15 protein-coding genes are annotated in these 13,957 nt (G+C 67.8%); 9 read left to right on the top strand and 6 right to left on the bottom strand.

Annotated features, from left to right (window positions below):
• Window positions 1-31: 31 nt before the first annotated feature.
• The 4 genes from ABGB08_RS47330 to ABGB08_RS47315 all read right to left on the bottom strand — a co-directional run bounded on the left by ABGB08_RS47330 (window position 32) and on the right by ABGB08_RS47315 (window position 2,360).
• A complete protein-coding gene (locus tag ABGB08_RS47330) occupies window positions 32-925 on the bottom strand; it encodes an LLM class F420-dependent oxidoreductase (RefSeq protein ID WP_347604728.1) in 894 nt (297 codons plus the stop codon).
• A gap of 63 nt (window positions 926-988) precedes the next feature.
• On the bottom strand, window positions 989-1,129 hold the full coding sequence (locus ABGB08_RS47325; protein WP_347604725.1) for a dihydrofolate reductase family protein: 141 nt from the start codon (window positions 1,127-1,129) through the stop codon (window positions 989-991).
• A gap of 176 nt (window positions 1,130-1,305) precedes the next feature.
• Window positions 1,306-1,878: a transcriptional regulator gene (locus ABGB08_RS47320; protein ID WP_347604722.1), complete on the bottom strand. Its 573-nt coding sequence runs from the start codon at window positions 1,876-1,878 to the stop codon at window positions 1,306-1,308.
• Window positions 1,878-2,360 carry a hypothetical protein gene (locus ABGB08_RS47315; protein ID WP_347604720.1) on the bottom strand — a complete coding sequence of 161 codons (483 nt, stop codon included), beginning with the start codon at window positions 2,358-2,360 and terminating at the stop codon, window positions 1,878-1,880. Before ABGB08_RS47315 ends, ABGB08_RS47320 begins: the two co-directional genes overlap by 1 nt.
• Window positions 2,361-2,854: 494 nt before the next feature.
• On the opposite strand from ABGB08_RS47315, the gene ABGB08_RS47310 reads away from it, so the two are divergent.
• Together ABGB08_RS47310 and ABGB08_RS47305 are read left to right on the top strand one after the other, a co-directional pair.
• Complete coding sequence (locus ABGB08_RS47310) at window positions 2,855-3,541, top strand: hypothetical protein (protein WP_347604717.1); 687 nt, start codon at window positions 2,855-2,857, stop codon at window positions 3,539-3,541.
• Between the two features lie 107 nt (window positions 3,542-3,648).
• Window positions 3,649-3,963 (top strand): SpoIID/LytB domain-containing protein, encoded by a 315-nt coding sequence (locus tag ABGB08_RS47305; RefSeq protein ID WP_347604714.1) that lies wholly within the window; start codon window positions 3,649-3,651, stop codon window positions 3,961-3,963.
• Window positions 3,964-4,312: 349 nt separating this feature from the next.
• Here ABGB08_RS47305 and ABGB08_RS47300 read toward each other — a convergent pair whose 3' ends face one another.
• A complete protein-coding gene (locus ABGB08_RS47300; RefSeq protein WP_347604711.1) occupies window positions 4,313-4,879 on the bottom strand; it encodes a hypothetical protein in 567 nt (188 codons plus the stop codon).
• Window positions 4,880-5,132: 253 nt separating this feature from the next.
• On the opposite strand from ABGB08_RS47300, the gene ABGB08_RS47295 reads away from it, so the two are divergent.
• Window positions 5,133-6,125: a LysR substrate-binding domain-containing protein gene (locus ABGB08_RS47295; protein WP_347604708.1), complete on the top strand. Its 993-nt coding sequence runs from the start codon at window positions 5,133-5,135 to the stop codon at window positions 6,123-6,125.
• Here ABGB08_RS47295 and ABGB08_RS47290 read toward each other — a convergent pair.
• Complete coding sequence (locus ABGB08_RS47290; RefSeq protein ID WP_347604705.1) at window positions 6,036-7,013, bottom strand: hypothetical protein; 978 nt, start codon at window positions 7,011-7,013, stop codon at window positions 6,036-6,038. The two genes, ABGB08_RS47295 and ABGB08_RS47290, sit on opposite strands and share 90 nt — an antisense overlap.
• Window positions 7,014-7,198: 185 nt before the next feature.
• Here ABGB08_RS47290 and ABGB08_RS47285 point away from each other — a divergent pair, with 185 nt between their 5' ends.
• From ABGB08_RS47285 to ABGB08_RS47260, 6 genes are all read left to right on the top strand, one after another.
• Window positions 7,199-8,239 (top strand): LacI family DNA-binding transcriptional regulator, encoded by a 1,041-nt coding sequence (locus ABGB08_RS47285; RefSeq protein ID WP_347604702.1) that lies wholly within the window; start codon window positions 7,199-7,201, stop codon window positions 8,237-8,239.
• Window positions 8,232-9,836 (top strand): FAD-dependent oxidoreductase, encoded by a 1,605-nt coding sequence (locus ABGB08_RS47280; RefSeq protein WP_347604699.1) that lies wholly within the window; start codon window positions 8,232-8,234, stop codon window positions 9,834-9,836. Before ABGB08_RS47285 ends, ABGB08_RS47280 begins: the two co-directional genes overlap by 8 nt.
• Before the next feature lie 41 nt (window positions 9,837-9,877).
• Window positions 9,878-11,152: a sugar ABC transporter substrate-binding protein gene (locus tag ABGB08_RS47275; RefSeq protein WP_347604696.1), complete on the top strand. Its 1,275-nt coding sequence runs from the start codon at window positions 9,878-9,880 to the stop codon at window positions 11,150-11,152.
• A 1-nt stretch (window position 11,153) separates the two neighbouring features.
• The gene (locus ABGB08_RS47270) at window positions 11,154-12,095 is read left to right on the top strand and encodes a sugar ABC transporter permease (protein ID WP_347604693.1); all 942 of its coding nucleotides are present in this window, start codon (window positions 11,154-11,156) and stop codon (window positions 12,093-12,095) included.
• Entirely contained in the window at window positions 12,085-12,915 is an 831-nt protein-coding gene (locus ABGB08_RS47265) for a carbohydrate ABC transporter permease (protein ID WP_347604690.1), read from the top strand. The genes ABGB08_RS47270 and ABGB08_RS47265 overlap by 11 nt, the downstream gene beginning before the upstream one ends.
• A gap of 172 nt (window positions 12,916-13,087) precedes the next feature.
• Complete coding sequence (locus ABGB08_RS47260) at window positions 13,088-13,852, top strand: LysR family transcriptional regulator (protein ID WP_347604687.1); 765 nt, start codon at window positions 13,088-13,090, stop codon at window positions 13,850-13,852.
• Window positions 13,853-13,957: the final 105 nt, after the last annotated feature.

Below are 13,957 nucleotides of genomic sequence, written 5' to 3'. Positions count from 1 at the left end.
GCTTCCCCAGCCGCCATGGCGAGAGGATCAGCTACTTGTCCTGGGAGGCAAGTTCAGCGATCTGGTCGGCGGCCTCCACTAGGGTGGCGACGCTCTCGCCGGTCCAGGGTCCGGTTGTGATGACGGTGGCGTGGTCGATGCCCAGCTCGGCGAACGTCGAGCAGCGGGTCACGAACGACGGCGTTGACTCGCCGGGCTGCAGCCGGGTGGAGATCACCTTCTCGATCTGCTCGTACGGCCGTCCGATCTCATCGCACAGCCCGCGCAGCATGCCGAGCTTGTGCCGCACCGTCGCGCCGCCGTCCGGTATGTCGAACACGTTGCACGCGTCCGCGTATCGCGCGACCAGCGGCAGGGTCCGCTTCTCACCGGTGCCGCCGATCAGGATGGGCGGGTGCGGACGGGCGACCGGCGCAGGGCTCCCTACTGGAGCCTCGAGGGTGTAGTGCCGGCCGCGGTAGGGCGAGGTGTCTCCGGTCCACATTCGCAGCGCAATCTGCAGCGTCTCCTCCAGCCGGTCGAACCGTTCCGGCACCGGCGGCAGGGGCAGGCCCATCGCGGCGGCCTCCTCGGCGTGGTAGCCGACGCCGAGGCCGAACATCGCGCGGCCGCCCGAGAGCACGTCGAGTGTGGTCACGGCTTTGATCAGCAGCGCGGGCGGGCGGAAGGTCACCGCGGTCACCAGTGTGCCGAGCCGTACCCTCGAGGTCCGCGCGGCGAGGTAGCCGAGCGTGGTGTACGCCTCGAGCATCTCGGTCTCGCCGGGGCGGGCGCCGTACGGGTCGGCTTGCAGCAGATGGTCGGAGACCCAGACGCCGTAGAGGCCGCCGCGGTCGGCCGCCTCCGCGATCTCTGCGAGTTGCTCCCCCAGGCCGCGGCGCTCGTCCCGCCGCGAGAAGTTGGTGACGCTCATGCTCAACCGCATGGCAGTTCTCCTGTGACGTACCCCTCAAGGGACATCCCCATTTGCAATACGAGCCGTGGCATCTCAGGCTGCCCGCTCGTAGACGAGCAGGTGCAGGGCGTCGACGAGGTCGTACTCGATCAACGTCTGTGCGAGCTGCGCGCTGCCATGCACGACGATGTCCCGCTCGAACCGCTGCTTGAGCTTGGCAACCTCGTCGACCACGTTCCCTCCGATGACCGTCGTGTTGTTCCACCGCGGGTTCTTGAGCGTGGTCGAGACGACTGGTCGGCCACGCCGAGCGAACGTAACGACCGGCCAGCACGGCAGGCAAGGCGGAGCGGTGCTTGCGGCCGGAATGCTGGGAAACGTGTCCGGACTGTCGGCCGAAGCAGCCTGGCCTACCATATCGGGGTCGATGACAGCACGTTGGTCGGCCCCAGATCGGCCACGATCACAGCCAATTCGCCGACTGTTCGCGAAGTGTAGGTGCGCTCGATGCGCTCGGTCAGTTCGTCCATGGTGATGCGGCCGTCGCTGGCTGCGACACGCAGCATTTCGGCCACCTTGTCCCGGTCCTGGTCGCTAGCTCGTACGTCATGAGGGTCGATCACGACCTTCTCCATTGCCTCTCCCAGGAGATCGGCACTCCAGCCTTGTCCGGATTGCACGTCAACGACCGAGAGGCCGGACTGAGCGACGATGCCTTGGAGGGCGGCCACGTGGTTCTGGTACGCCTTGCGGCCGGCGGGCGTCAGGCTGAACCACGTTCTCGGGCGCTTGCCCACATGTCCCTTGCGGATCTTCACGTACCTGGCCGCCTCTAGGGCGCTGGCGTGCTTGGACAGCACCGAGTCGCTGATGTCCAGGCTGTCGCGCACGAAGGCGAACTCGGCCTCCTCGGCGGCGGCGAGCAGGGAGACGATCTGCAGCCGGGTCGGGGCGTGGATGACCGGATCGAGTTGCGAGGTCATCAGTTCTTCATTTCCGCCCGGCGAACGGTCCGCATGGACATCCATCGGGTCAGGATAGGCGTGGTGATCACCACGATCACGGTCATTGTGACGCCCATCACGGTCCGCGGGTACGCGACGCCGAGCGCCTGCAACCCCAGCGCCAATCCCGCGCTTCCGAGTGCCGTGAGGACGATCCAGATCGCTAAGCCACCCCATGCCCATGGATCCACCACGGAGGGGTGGGGGCGCACGGACTGGTTCCGAACCTCCATGACGAACTTGAGCACGGCGGCTATGAGCCCGATCGAGAGAACAGGGAGGGCGATCCAGAGCGCCCACAGGGGAGTGACCTCGGTGAAGAACTGTACGCCCGTGACGAAGACCCAGACCGCCACGACGTACCAGGACGGGAACATGGGGGGTGCGGATCGAAGCGCCCTGTGCTGCGTCTCGCGGATCTGGGCCAGCGACTGCGCTGCCTCTTCGGGGGTGATGTGCATGATGACCTCCTCGACTTTCCTACTCGGAAAGTACTTTCTACTTTCCACATCGTCAAGTACTTTCTGTCGCCGCCGCAGAGATCGACATTCTCAGGCACCCGCCAGAACCTGCGCGGTTGCGGGCGGTGCGTCTCACTCGCCATCGGATCGCCTGTCAGATGGCGCGTACGCCCGTACGGGGAAGCCTGTCGAACAGGCTGACAACACCGATCTTCTTGAGGACACGCGAGCAATCCGAAACGTTGGATTCGGCCGCACAGGAATCGCCCCCAGCGCCTGAATCCAGGAGTAACGATGAAGCTGCCCTCATACGCCGCTGCCCTCATGGCGGCCGTCCTCGCTTCGCTGACCGGAGCGTCCGGGACGTCGGCGGCACAGGCGGCCGACGTTAGGGCCCTTCCGAGCGTGAACATGGAAGCCACGGTCAAGGCGGCCCAGATCGACTCGACCCGCGGCGGCCTGACGACACGCTGGCCCCGGGCGCCAAGGCCAGCGTGCTCCTCGTTGAGCGGGCGCTGCGCGACCGGCGCCTCCTCGACGCGAAGTGGGTGGACGGTTACTTCGGCACCACAACGGTTGCCGCCTACGCGAAGTACCAGAAGTCGCTCGGCCTCACTGGCCTCGACACCAACGGCCTGCCGGGCAAGACGTCGCTCACCAGGCTCGGAGCTGGCCGCTTCAAGGTCACCAACGTCATCGACCCGGGCACCCGGGTGTCCACCGGCGGTTTCGTCATCAACACCCGCACGCGAAGCATGCTGGCCGAGGCGAAGCGGCTGCTCGGCCGCGACCTCACGCTGGATCAGGGTTCGTACAACCCCGGCGGCGACCCCACGTCCGCGGGCACCCACGACGGCGGCGGCGTCGTCGACGTCTCGCCACCGCATCCCCCGCCTCGGCCGCCAACCGCGACGGCATCTGCCAGGCCGGCGAGTTCTGCTACTACTTCAACAGCAACAACCAAGGATCGGTCTCCGACTTCACCAGATCGGTCGCCGACTACGCCACCAAGCAGCCCTCCTGCTACGACTTCAAGGGACCCGGCAACGGCAAGGGCAAATGCATCAAGAACGCCGCCGCCTCCGTCTGGAACCCGCAGCAGCAAACCGTCCGCGTCTACTACAACACCGGCCACACCGGCACATACCAGGACTTCAGCCCAGGCGCCAAAGGCAACCTGAACTCCACCCTCAAGAACCAGAACGCCTCGCACAAGCTCCTGAGTTCCGCACCGCCGACCGGGTGCAAGACCGACGGCACGGACACCAGGCTGCCCACGACGATCCTGGTGTACCGGAAGTCCCTCAATCGCGTGGAGCGGGTGGCGTTCGAGACGTACGTCAAGAACGTCCTGCCCAACGAGTGGGTGTCGAGCTGGCCGGGTGAGTCCCTCAGGGCCGGGGCGATGGCCGTCAAGAACTTCGGCTGGTACTGGGCGCTGCACTCGAACCGCAAGACGGCGAGCGGCCAGTGCTTCGACGTCTACGACCACACGTCGAGCCAGGTGTACAAGCCCGGCTCCGCGAAGGCGGTGACGAGCGCCGCGGTGGACGCGACGTGGGGCACCCGGCTGACTCGCAACGGGAAGATCTTCCGGGCCTAATACTGCGCCACGACGACGGCGTGCGGCAATTGGGTCAACGGGGACTGGATGTCGCAGAACGGCGAATTGCGCAGTTCCCGTAGGGTCGCCGCGAAGTCCTCGATTGTCTCCGTCCGTGCACGGCTGTCGTCCACCGTGCGAAGCTAACAGCACCCACCGACTTCACTCAACTCGAATCGGTAATGGCGCGGAGCCGGGCGACCTGAGCGTGCAGAAAGCCGTCCGCCTCATCCCCCGCCGACGACTGGAAGCGGCTGCGCACCGGCCACGAGGTTCTACCGGGGCGCTAGTCGGCGACCCGTACGCTAATGAAGTCGTGGTCACCGACGACCGGCACCTGCCAGCCGGGTCACGCGCGAGCGTCGCCGTCGCCGTACCCCTCGCTCTTCAGCGCACGGCGGTAGGACCTGTCGAGCAGCCACTGCATCGGCCGGGCCAGCGCGCTGAGCGGCTTCCCCAGCCAGCGCAACGCGGGCTTCATCTCGCCGATCTGCCGCATGGACAGCGCCATCAGCGTCCGCGCGGTGTCCGCGTCCGCGTGCCCGGCCCGGTCCCAGATTCGCCCGGCGGCGATCGCGTCACTGCGCCGCACCTCCGCGAGCGCGAGCGTGACGATGAGCGCGGTCTGCGGTACGGCGCCGCCCAGCGCCATGTCCGCGAGTAGCGCCGGATCGTCGGTGAGGTAGGCGGTACCGCTGATGTGCAGCACGTCGGTGCGGCCGGGCACCAGCATCGCGGCGGAGATCCGCGCGTCGGCGAGCAGGTTGTGCGCGGTGTCGGCGCGCTTGTTGCCGCGCCGGTCCGGGATGGCGAGCGTGCGCCCGTCGAGCACCCGTCGACGTCGGCCGGGATCGCGATGCTGGTGGGCGACGTGGACTCCGCGAAGCCCGGCCGGCCGCCGACCAGGGTGGTGCACGGCCGCCCGTCCGCGTCGAGGTAGCCGAAGCCCGCGATCGGCGCGGTGGCGAGCACATGCCGGGCAGCGTCGTCCAGCGCGGGCAGTTCCTTCGCGAGGATGAGGTCCGCGGGACGCCCGATGATCGCCTCGAGGTCGCCAGCGGTCGTGATTCGGTTCATGGCGCCGATTCTTCAGCGCACCCCATTCTGTCGTCCAAGATATTATTTGCACAATATTGAGACCTCGAAGGCATCAAAACGAGGGGCACGCCGTGGAACTGCGACACCTGCGCTACTTCATCGCGATCGCCGAGGAGGAGAACTTCCACCGCGCGGCGCAACGACTATTCATGTCGCAGTCCCCGCTCAGCCGGCAGATGCGCGACCTGCAGAACGAGATGGGCGTCGAACTGCTGGAACCGGACGGCCGCGGGGTGCGGCTCACTGCCGCCGGCCGCTACTTCGCGGACCGGGCACGCTCGATCGTCGCTTCCGCCGAGGCCGCGGTCGACGGCGCGCGACAGGTGGCGGCCGGCCAGATCGGCACGGTCACGATCGGCTTCGAGACCGGCACCGCCTACTGGGGGCAGCTGGCCGGCATCGTGGGCACCGCGCGCCGCCGCGAGCCGCGCATCACGATCCAGCTCACCCCGATGACCGGCGCCGAGCAGTGGGAGGCGCTGCGCGCCGGCGAGATCGCGCTCGGGTACGGCTTCCACCCGGCCGACGATCCGACGCTGACCTCGGCCATCATCGCCCGGGACCGGCTCGGCGCGGTCCTGGCGCACGACCATCCGCTCGCCGCCCGCGACGCGCTCCGGGTCGAGGACTTCCACGGACAGGTCGTGCTGCTCCAACCCTGGATCCTCTATCCCAGGCTGCACGACGACCTGTTCGCCATGGTCCGGGCGCGCGGCGTGCACCCGGACATCCGTACCCACATCACCGACCTGGAGGCCATCATCACGCTGGTGGCAGCCGGCGACGGCCTGACGTTCCTGCCGGAGAACCACACCGCCAACCTGGCCCTCGGCTCGGCCGTCTGGCGACCGGTCGCCGGCCTGCACCACGAAACGCTCGAGGTCGTCCTGTGGCGCACCGCCGACGCGGATTCCCCGCTGCTGCGCCCACTGCTCAACGTGGTCCGCGACATGACGCCGGCCCGACCACATGTCTCAGACGGCTCGGGCGATGCAGATGCGTGCGTTCAGCCGCGGCCCGGCCTCGTAGAACATGTAGGAGACGCCGTCCTGGGTGCCGAATGACGGTGCCGCCACCCTGCCGTTGTCGGAGGGGATCGGGGAGTGGAAGACGCCGAGGTGTGTCTCCCGGTCGAACGCGTTGCCGACCTCGGTGATCCGCATTCTGCCGTCGTTGCCGTGATAGGCCACGTAGGCGGTTCCGTTGCGCTTGACGAGGTGCGGGCCGGAGATGTCGGTTAGGCCGTCGGGTTCGGGATTCACCAGCGCGGTGGCGCTGAACTGCCAGTTGTCCCAGCCGTTGGGCGACCAGCCGTAGAAGAGGCGGCGGCCGTTTCGTACGCCCATGAAGATCATCACGTACTTGTTGTTCCGGCCGGGCAGCGAGTGCTCGAAGACCCTCGCGTAGGAGGTCTCGGAGGTGCCGGGCACCAGGCGGGTGCTCAGGATCGGGGTCTCGTTGGTGAAGTTGATGCCGTCGGTGGAGCGGGCCACGCGGGTGGTGAAATTCTCGCCGTGGAAGTAGCAGAAGAACTGCCTGGTGGCGGCGTCCCAGGTCACGTGTGGTGAGGACACGTGGGAGACCGTGGTGGTCGGCAGGCGGTTGTCGATGAGCGGGTTGCCCGAGTAGTCGTCGAACGGTCCGGCCAGGGAGTTGGCGAAGGCCACGCAGATGCCGCCGGGGTTCTCGTGGGGGGCGTAGTACAGGTAGTAGCGCGCCCGGGGATTGCTGAGCTTGTCGTACATCCCTCTGATGCAGGGGAAGATGAACTCCCCCGTGGGGTTGTGGCTGAGCGGTAAGGACAGGGCGTCGCGCAGGTAGCGGTAGGTCGGCATCCCGGCGGGGCCCGCCGCCGCGCTCGCGGGTGATCCGAGTCCCAGGCCCGTGGCCACGCCCGCCGCCGCGCCGAGCAACACGGTCCGCCGTCCGATCAGTTGCTGGGGAGTTTCCACGTCTGCTCCTTCACGCTACGTCGTGGTGCGGATTCACACGTTCATCCCGCGAGGAATACCGCGTCAAGGTGCTAATGCGAATTACTTCAGGAAATATCGGCTCTTGACAACAATGGGGGGCCTTGTCCAGGATGATGCTCCACCAACGGCTAATGCGCATTACCTGATCATGAAGGATACGGACGGTGACTACTCAAGGTCGGCGTCTCACGCAGCAGGACATCGCCAGGATGGCCGGCGTGAGCCAAACGACGGTCTCGCTAGTGCTCAACAAGCGCGGCGACGCCGATGTGCGGATCGCGCCCGAGACCCGCGAACGGGTCCTGCAGGTGATCAGGGAGACCGGTTACGTGGCCGATCCCGCCGCGCGGCGGCTGGCCTACGGGCGCAACCGCATCCTCGGCGTGTTCACCTACGAGGCGGTCTTCCCCGCCGAGAGCGCCGACTTCTACCACCCCTTCCTCGTCGGCATCGAGGAGTGCGCCCAGGAGATCGGCTGCGACCTGCTGCTGTTCACCAGCGCCAAGGCGGCCTCGGGCGCGCGGCGACGGATCTTCAACGAGGAGAGCCGGGTACGGCTGGCCGATGGCTGCGTGTTACTCGGCCGAACGGTCGACCGTGAGGACCTGGCCCGGCTGCTGGCAGAAGGTATCCCGTTCGTCTCCGTCGGCCGCCGCGACGACGCGGGCGGGCCCGTGCCGTACGTGGGGGCCGACTACCCTCCGGCCGTCCTGGCTCTGGTCGAGCGGGCGGTGGCCCTCGGCCACCGGCGGCTGGGCTACGTCGGGGCGGGGACGGGCGGCGAGTCCATGGCCGACCGCCTGCGCGGATTCCATGAGGGTGTGGCCGCCACGGGCGCCGACGGCCGTCACTTCACCCCGGACGTGCCGCTGGGGGACGTGGTCGCGTCCGGGGTGACGGCGGTCTTCGTCGAGGAGTACGCCGACTGCGTCGCGATCGCCACAGCTGCCGCGGAGCGCGGTGTCCACGTGCCCCACGACCTTTCCATCCTCACCCTGGGCGCATTAACCCGACCCGTCCAGATCGACACAGATTTCACCGGGTTTCGCATCCCCAGGCGCGAGATGGGCCGCAGAGCCGTCCAGTTGCTGGCCGAAATTCTGGAGGCCGGCGGAACCCCGCAGGAACTGCTGCCCTGCGAGCTGGTCGACGGCACCACGCTGGCCCCGGCCCCCAATCTGACAGGAGACCTCCCCCGTGGTTGAGATATCGGCAGACGCGGTCGTCGTCGGCGGCGGGCTGGGGGGCGTCGCCGCCGCGCTCGCCCTGCTGCGGGCCGGCCGCACGGTGGTCCTCACGGAGGAGCACGACTGGCTCGGCGGGCAGCTCACCAGCCAGGCCGTACCACCCGATGAGCACTCCTGGGTGGAAAAGTTCGGCGTCACGGCGAGCTATCGGGCCCTGCGCGAGGGCATCCGGCGCTACTACCGCGACCACTACCCGCTCACCGAGCGGGCGCGGGCGCAGCGGGAGTTCAACCCCGGCGCCGGACATGTGAGCCGCCTGTGCCACGAGCCCAGGGTCGCGGTCGCGGTGATCGAGGCCATGCTCGCCCCCTACCGGGGCTCGGGCCGGTTGCGGGTGCTTCAGCCGTACCGGCCGGTGGGCGCGGAGGTGGACGGCGACCGCGTCACGTCCGTACGGCTGGCCCATCGCGACACCGCCGAGCAGGTCGTGCTCCGCGCACCGTACGTGCTGGACGCCACCGAGACCGGCGAGCTGTTGCCGCTGACGGGGACCGAGTACGTGACCGGGTTCGAGGCACAGTCCGAGACAGGCGAGCCGAGCGCTCCGGCCGAGGCGCAGCCGCTGAACATGCAGGCCGTGTCCGTCTGCTTCGCGATCGATCACGTCGACGGCGACCACACGATCGACCGGCCCGCCTCCTACGACTTCTGGCGCGCCTACGAACCGCCGTTCTGGGGGGACAAGCTGCTGTCGTGGCGGTGCCCGAACCCGCGCACGCTCGCGATCATGGAGCGTTCCTTCACCCCCAACCCCGACGACCATCCCCAGCTCGTCGAGGCCGACCAGCGGGTCAACCCGGGCGATGCCAACCTGTGGACCTTCCGCAGGATCGCCGCCCGCCGCAACTTCACCGAGGGCGCGTACGCCAGCGACATCACGCTCGTCAACTGGCCGATGATCGACTATCTGGAGGGGCCGGTCATCGACGTGCCGGACGCCGCCCGGCACCTGGAGGCGGCTCGCGAGCTGTCGCGCTCGGTCTTCTACTGGCTGCAGACCGAGGCGCCCCGTGCTGACGGCGGCACCGGCTTTCCTGGCCTGCGGCTGCGCGGCGACGTGACGGGCGGCGCCGACGGCCTGGCGCAGGCGGCCTACATCCGCGAGTCCCGCCGCATCCGGGCGTTGTGCACCGTCACCGAGCAGGACCTGTCGCTGGCCGTACGCGGCGACAAGGGCGCGGTCTCCTACACCGACTCGGTCGGCATCGGCATGTACCGCATCGACCTGCACCCCTCGACCGGCGGCGACAACTACATCGACGTGGCCTGCTCGCCGTTCGAGATCCCGCTGGGCGCACTCATCCCGCGCCGCATGACCAACCTGCTGGCCGCGGGCAAGAACATCGGCACCACCCATATCACCAACGGCGCCTACCGGCTGCACCCGGTGGAATGGAACGCCGGCGAGGCCGCGGGCGCGCTGGCCGCGTTCTGCCTGGACCAGGCCACCACCCCACACGCCGTCCGGGAGAAGGAAACCCTCCTGGCGGACTTCCAGCAGCGCCTGACCCGCGACGGCGTCGAGCTGCGCTGGCCCGACGTCTCTGGTTACTGACACATGACCGTTCGGGGGAAGCCACATAAGGAGATCACCCCATGAAGCCAACCAGGACACTGGCCGCTCTCGCCGTGGCCGCCCTGCTCACCGTCACCGCGTGCGGCGGCGGCCAGGCACCTGCCGAGCAAGGCCCGCAGCCGCTGCGCATGACGATCTGGACGTCCAACGAGGCCCACCTGAAGCTCTTCAACGAGATCGCGGCCGAGTACAAGAAGACCCATCCGGACGTCGGCGCCATCACCTTCGACTCGATCCCCTTCGAGAGCTACACCACCACCCTCACCACGCAGATCGCCGGCGGCAACGCCCCCGACCTGGCCTGGGTGCTGGAGAATTCCGCCCCGGACTTCGTCTCCTCGGGCGCGCTGGCGCCGTTGAAGGGAGAGCTCGGCAAGGCGCAGGGGTACGAGCTGGCCGACCTGACTCCGGCCGCGACGAAGTTGTGGGAGCAGGACGGCGAGCTGTACGCCTACCCGTTCTCCACGTCGCCATTCGGCATCTTCGTCAACGACGACCTGGTCAAGAAGGCCGGGCAGAAGACACCGCGCGAGCTCATCGAGGCCGGTGAGTGGACCTGGGACAACGCCGTCGCCATGAACGCGGCCGTGGCGAAGGAGGGCAAGGCGGGCCTGATCGTCCGTGACTTCGACTACAAGAGCTGGGACAACCTCGCCTCCATCTGGGGAGGCTGGGGTGCCAGGGCGTGGAGCGAGGACGGCAAGACGTGCGGCTTCAACAGCCCCGAGATGCTCGAGGCCATGACGTTCCTGCACAAGGCGATCTTCGTGGACAAGGCGCTGCCGGGCCCCGGCACCACCGTCGACTTCTTCGCCGGTGACGCGGCGATGACCATCACCCAGATCTCCCGCGCCTCCTTGCTGGACGGGGCGACGTTCGGGTGGGACCTGGTGCCGCTGCCCGCCGGGCCGAAGGGCGACTACGCGGTCATCGGCCAGGCCGGTCTGGGCGCACTGAAGAAGTCCCCCAACGCCGCCCAGGCCATCGACTTCCTGGCCTTCTTCACCAACCCCGCCAACTCCGCCAAGCTCGCCGCCTACTTCCCGCCGCCCCGGGCCTCCCAGCTCACCACCGAGACGCTGGCCAAGTCCAACCCGCTGCTCAAGCCGGAACAGCTCAAGGAGGTCGTGATCGACGGCATCGCGAAGGCCGTCGTCAAGCCGAGCCACATCGGGCAGGCCGAACTGTCGCAGACCGTACGGGCGGAGCTCGACCCGCTGTGGAAGGCCGACGCGGACGTCAAGGCGGTGCTGGACGGAGTCTGCGCGAAGATCCAGCCAATGATCGGCGCGTGACGTGGCCCTCACCCGGACCAGGGAGACGACGAGGCCGGGGCGCCGGGCCGTCGTCTCCCCGTACTGGACGTTCCGCCGCCGGGACAACCTCGTCGGCTACCTGTTCATCGCGCCGCAGCTCGTCGGCAGTGCGCTGTTCGTGCTGCTTCCGCTGGGGCTGGTGCTCTGGTACAGCCTGCACGAGTGGAACGTGCTGGCCGGGACCTTCGAGTTCACCGGCGGCGACAACTACGCCAAGCTGCTGAACGACCCGAAGCTGGGCGAGGTGCTCGGCGGCACCGCGATGTTCTCCGTCGGCCTGGTCATCCTCAACCTGAGCCTTGCCCTGCTGCTGGCCATCCTGCTCAACCAGCGCCTGCGCGGCACCACGTTCTTCAGAACCCTGTTCTTCTCCCCGGTCGTGGTCTCGCTGGTGGCGTGGACGATCGTGTGGCGGTTCCTGCTCCAGGCGGACGGCGGCGTCAACGGCTTGCTCGGTGCCGTCGGGGTAGACGGACCCAACTGGCTGCGTGGCGAAACCACGGCGATGGTGTCGGTGGTTGTGGTCCAGGTGCTCAAGAACGTCGGCCTCAACATGGTGCTGTTCCTGGCGGCCCTGCAGGGCGTGCCGAGCCAGCTTCACGAGGCCGCCCGCGTCGACGGCGCGGGGGTGTGGACCCGGTTCGTCCGCATCACCGTGCCGCTGATCAGCCCCACCATCCTGCTCACCTCGATCATCACGGTCGTCGGCTCGCTCCAGGTGTTCGCCCAGATCGCCGTCCTCACCCAGGGCGGGCCGGGCTTGTCCACGACCGTGCTCATCTACTACCTGTACCAGCAGGCCTTCCAGTTCCACCACTTCGGTTACGGTGCGACCCTGTCGGCCCTGCTGTTCGCGATCGTGGCGGCGCTCACCCTCGCGCAGTGGCGCATGCGCAGGAAGTGGGTCTTCCATGAGTCCTAAACTTAGGATCACTCTGTACGGCCTGCTCTGCGTGCTGTGTGCGCCCTTCGTCTTCCCGACCTGGTGGATGGTCACCTCGTCGTTCAAGCCGGACAGTGAGATCTTCGCCTTCCCGCCCGCCCTGCTGCCCTCCTCGTGGGACACGTCGGCCTACCGGCAGGTCTTCGAGCTGCAGCCCTTCACCACCCAGTACGTCAACAGCCTCTACATCGCCCTGCTGGTCACCGCCGGGACCATGGCGGTCTCGGCGATGGCCGGATACGCCTTCGCGCGCATCCGTTTCCCCGGCCAGAACGTGCTCTTCGTCGTCGTGCTGATCGGGCTGCTGATCCCCAGCGAGGTGACGATCGTGCCGCTGTTCCAGATGTTCCACGGACTCGGCCTCACCGACACGCATTGGCCGCTGATCCTGGTGCCGATCCTCGGGGCACCGAGCGTGATGGCGACCTTCATCATGCGCCAGTTCTTCATCAGCCTGCCGAGAGAGTTGGAGGAGGCCGCCCGCGTCGACGGGCTGGGCCGCTTCGGCACCTTCAGCAAGGTGGCGCTCCCCCTGGCCCGCCCTGCTCTTGGCGCGGTCGCCATCTTCACCTTCCTGCACTCGTGGAACCTCTACCTGGAACCGATCGTGTTCCTCTCCACGCCGGAGAAGTTCACCCTGCCCCAGGCCCTCACCCAGTTCGTCGACGCCTACGGCGGGCCCATGTGGAACATCCAGCTCGCCGCGGCCTCGCTGACGGCACTGCCGATCCTGGTCGTATTCGTCCTGGCCCAGCGCCAGTTCATCGAGGGGCTGGCGCACACGGGCTTGAAGGGATGATGATCCGCCCTCGCTGGCCCTCCACATCCGGGTACGCCCTCTGATGCCGGACGGGCGCAGCCATCGCACCCACCGGATGGCTGCGCCGTTCCGTGGGTGCGCGCTGCGCTTCAGGGAGTGGTAGCGTCCGGGGAGAGTTGTCGATCTGTCTGATAAGCGGCCGGAGCCCTTCATGAGGCTGACAAGTGTCGACCTCAACCTTCTCGTCGCGCTGGACGCGCTGTTGACCGAGCGCAACGTCACGCGGGCGGCCGAGCGAATGTCGGTCGGGCAGCCCGCGATGAGTGCCTCGCTGGCGAAACTGCGCAAACATTTCGATGATCCGCTGCTGGTGCGGGAAGGGCGGAACCTGCAGCGAACGCCGCTCGCCGATGCGCTGGTCGGGCCGGTGCGGGAGACGCTGAGCGCCGCCGAGGCGGTTTTACTGCGCTCGCCGAGTTTCGACCCGGCGAAGGACAAGGCCGCATTCACGATTATGGCGGCGGATTACGTCACGATCGTGCTCCTGAGCCCCCTGCTGGAATCGATCGCCGAAGAGGCGCCGCACCTTCGAATCTGTATGCGTCCGGTCGAGGCCGATTTCGCCGACCAGCTCCGCTCTGGAGCGGTCGACATGGTCATCATCCCGACCAAGCTCGCCGACCGGAAGATCCCCTTCCCCCACGAGCCGCTGTTCAGCGATCGCTACGTGCTGGTGGTCGATCGGAACCACCCTGACGTGAGCGATTCGGTGACACCCGAACAGGCCACCTCACTCCGGTACGTCGCCTTCAGCGGGGGAACCGTCTCACCGATCACCAACGTGGATCTGGAGGCGCTGAATGTGCACGTTCCGGTCGAGCTGACGACTGAGAGCTTCGTGGTGCCGCTGCTCCTGCTCGCCGGAACCCGGCTGGCCACCATCGCGCCCGAACGGTATGCATTCAGCAGTTCTTGATCATCTGGGTGTGAGTACCGCCCTGGTGATGGGATGATCTTTGGGTGCCGAAGACCCCGGATCGCCGCCCGTCGTATGACGAGCTGGCCGCGCTGGTGGTCCGGC

The sequence above is a fragment of the Acrocarpospora sp. B8E8 genome (assembly GCF_039871605.1).
In the GTDB taxonomy this organism is placed as follows: domain Bacteria; phylum Actinomycetota; class Actinomycetes; order Streptosporangiales; family Streptosporangiaceae; genus Acrocarpospora; species Acrocarpospora macrocephala.
Note: the sequence above shows the minus strand (reverse complement) of the source record. Positions and strands in the feature narration are given on the sequence as shown.

Bases quoted from the DNA above. Each gene is read 5' to 3' on its own strand.
- ABGB08_RS47330 (WP_347604728.1), bottom strand. From the start codon at position 925: ATGCGGTTGAGCATGAGCGTCACCAACTTCTCGCGGCGGGACGAGCGC.
- ABGB08_RS47320 (WP_347604722.1), bottom strand. From the start codon at position 1,878: ATGACCTCGCAACTCGATCCGGTCATCCACGCCCCGACCCGGCTGCAG.
- ABGB08_RS47315 (WP_347604720.1), bottom strand. From the start codon at position 2,360: ATGCACATCACCCCCGAAGAGGCAGCGCAGTCGCTGGCCCAGATCCGC.
- ABGB08_RS47275 (WP_347604696.1), top strand. From the start codon at position 9,878: ATGAAGCCAACCAGGACACTGGCCGCTCTCGCCGTGGCCGCCCTGCTC.
- ABGB08_RS47265 (WP_347604690.1), top strand. From the start codon at position 12,085: ATGAGTCCTAAACTTAGGATCACTCTGTACGGCCTGCTCTGCGTGCTG.
- ABGB08_RS47260 (WP_347604687.1), top strand. From the start codon at position 13,088: ATGAGGCTGACAAGTGTCGACCTCAACCTTCTCGTCGCGCTGGACGCG.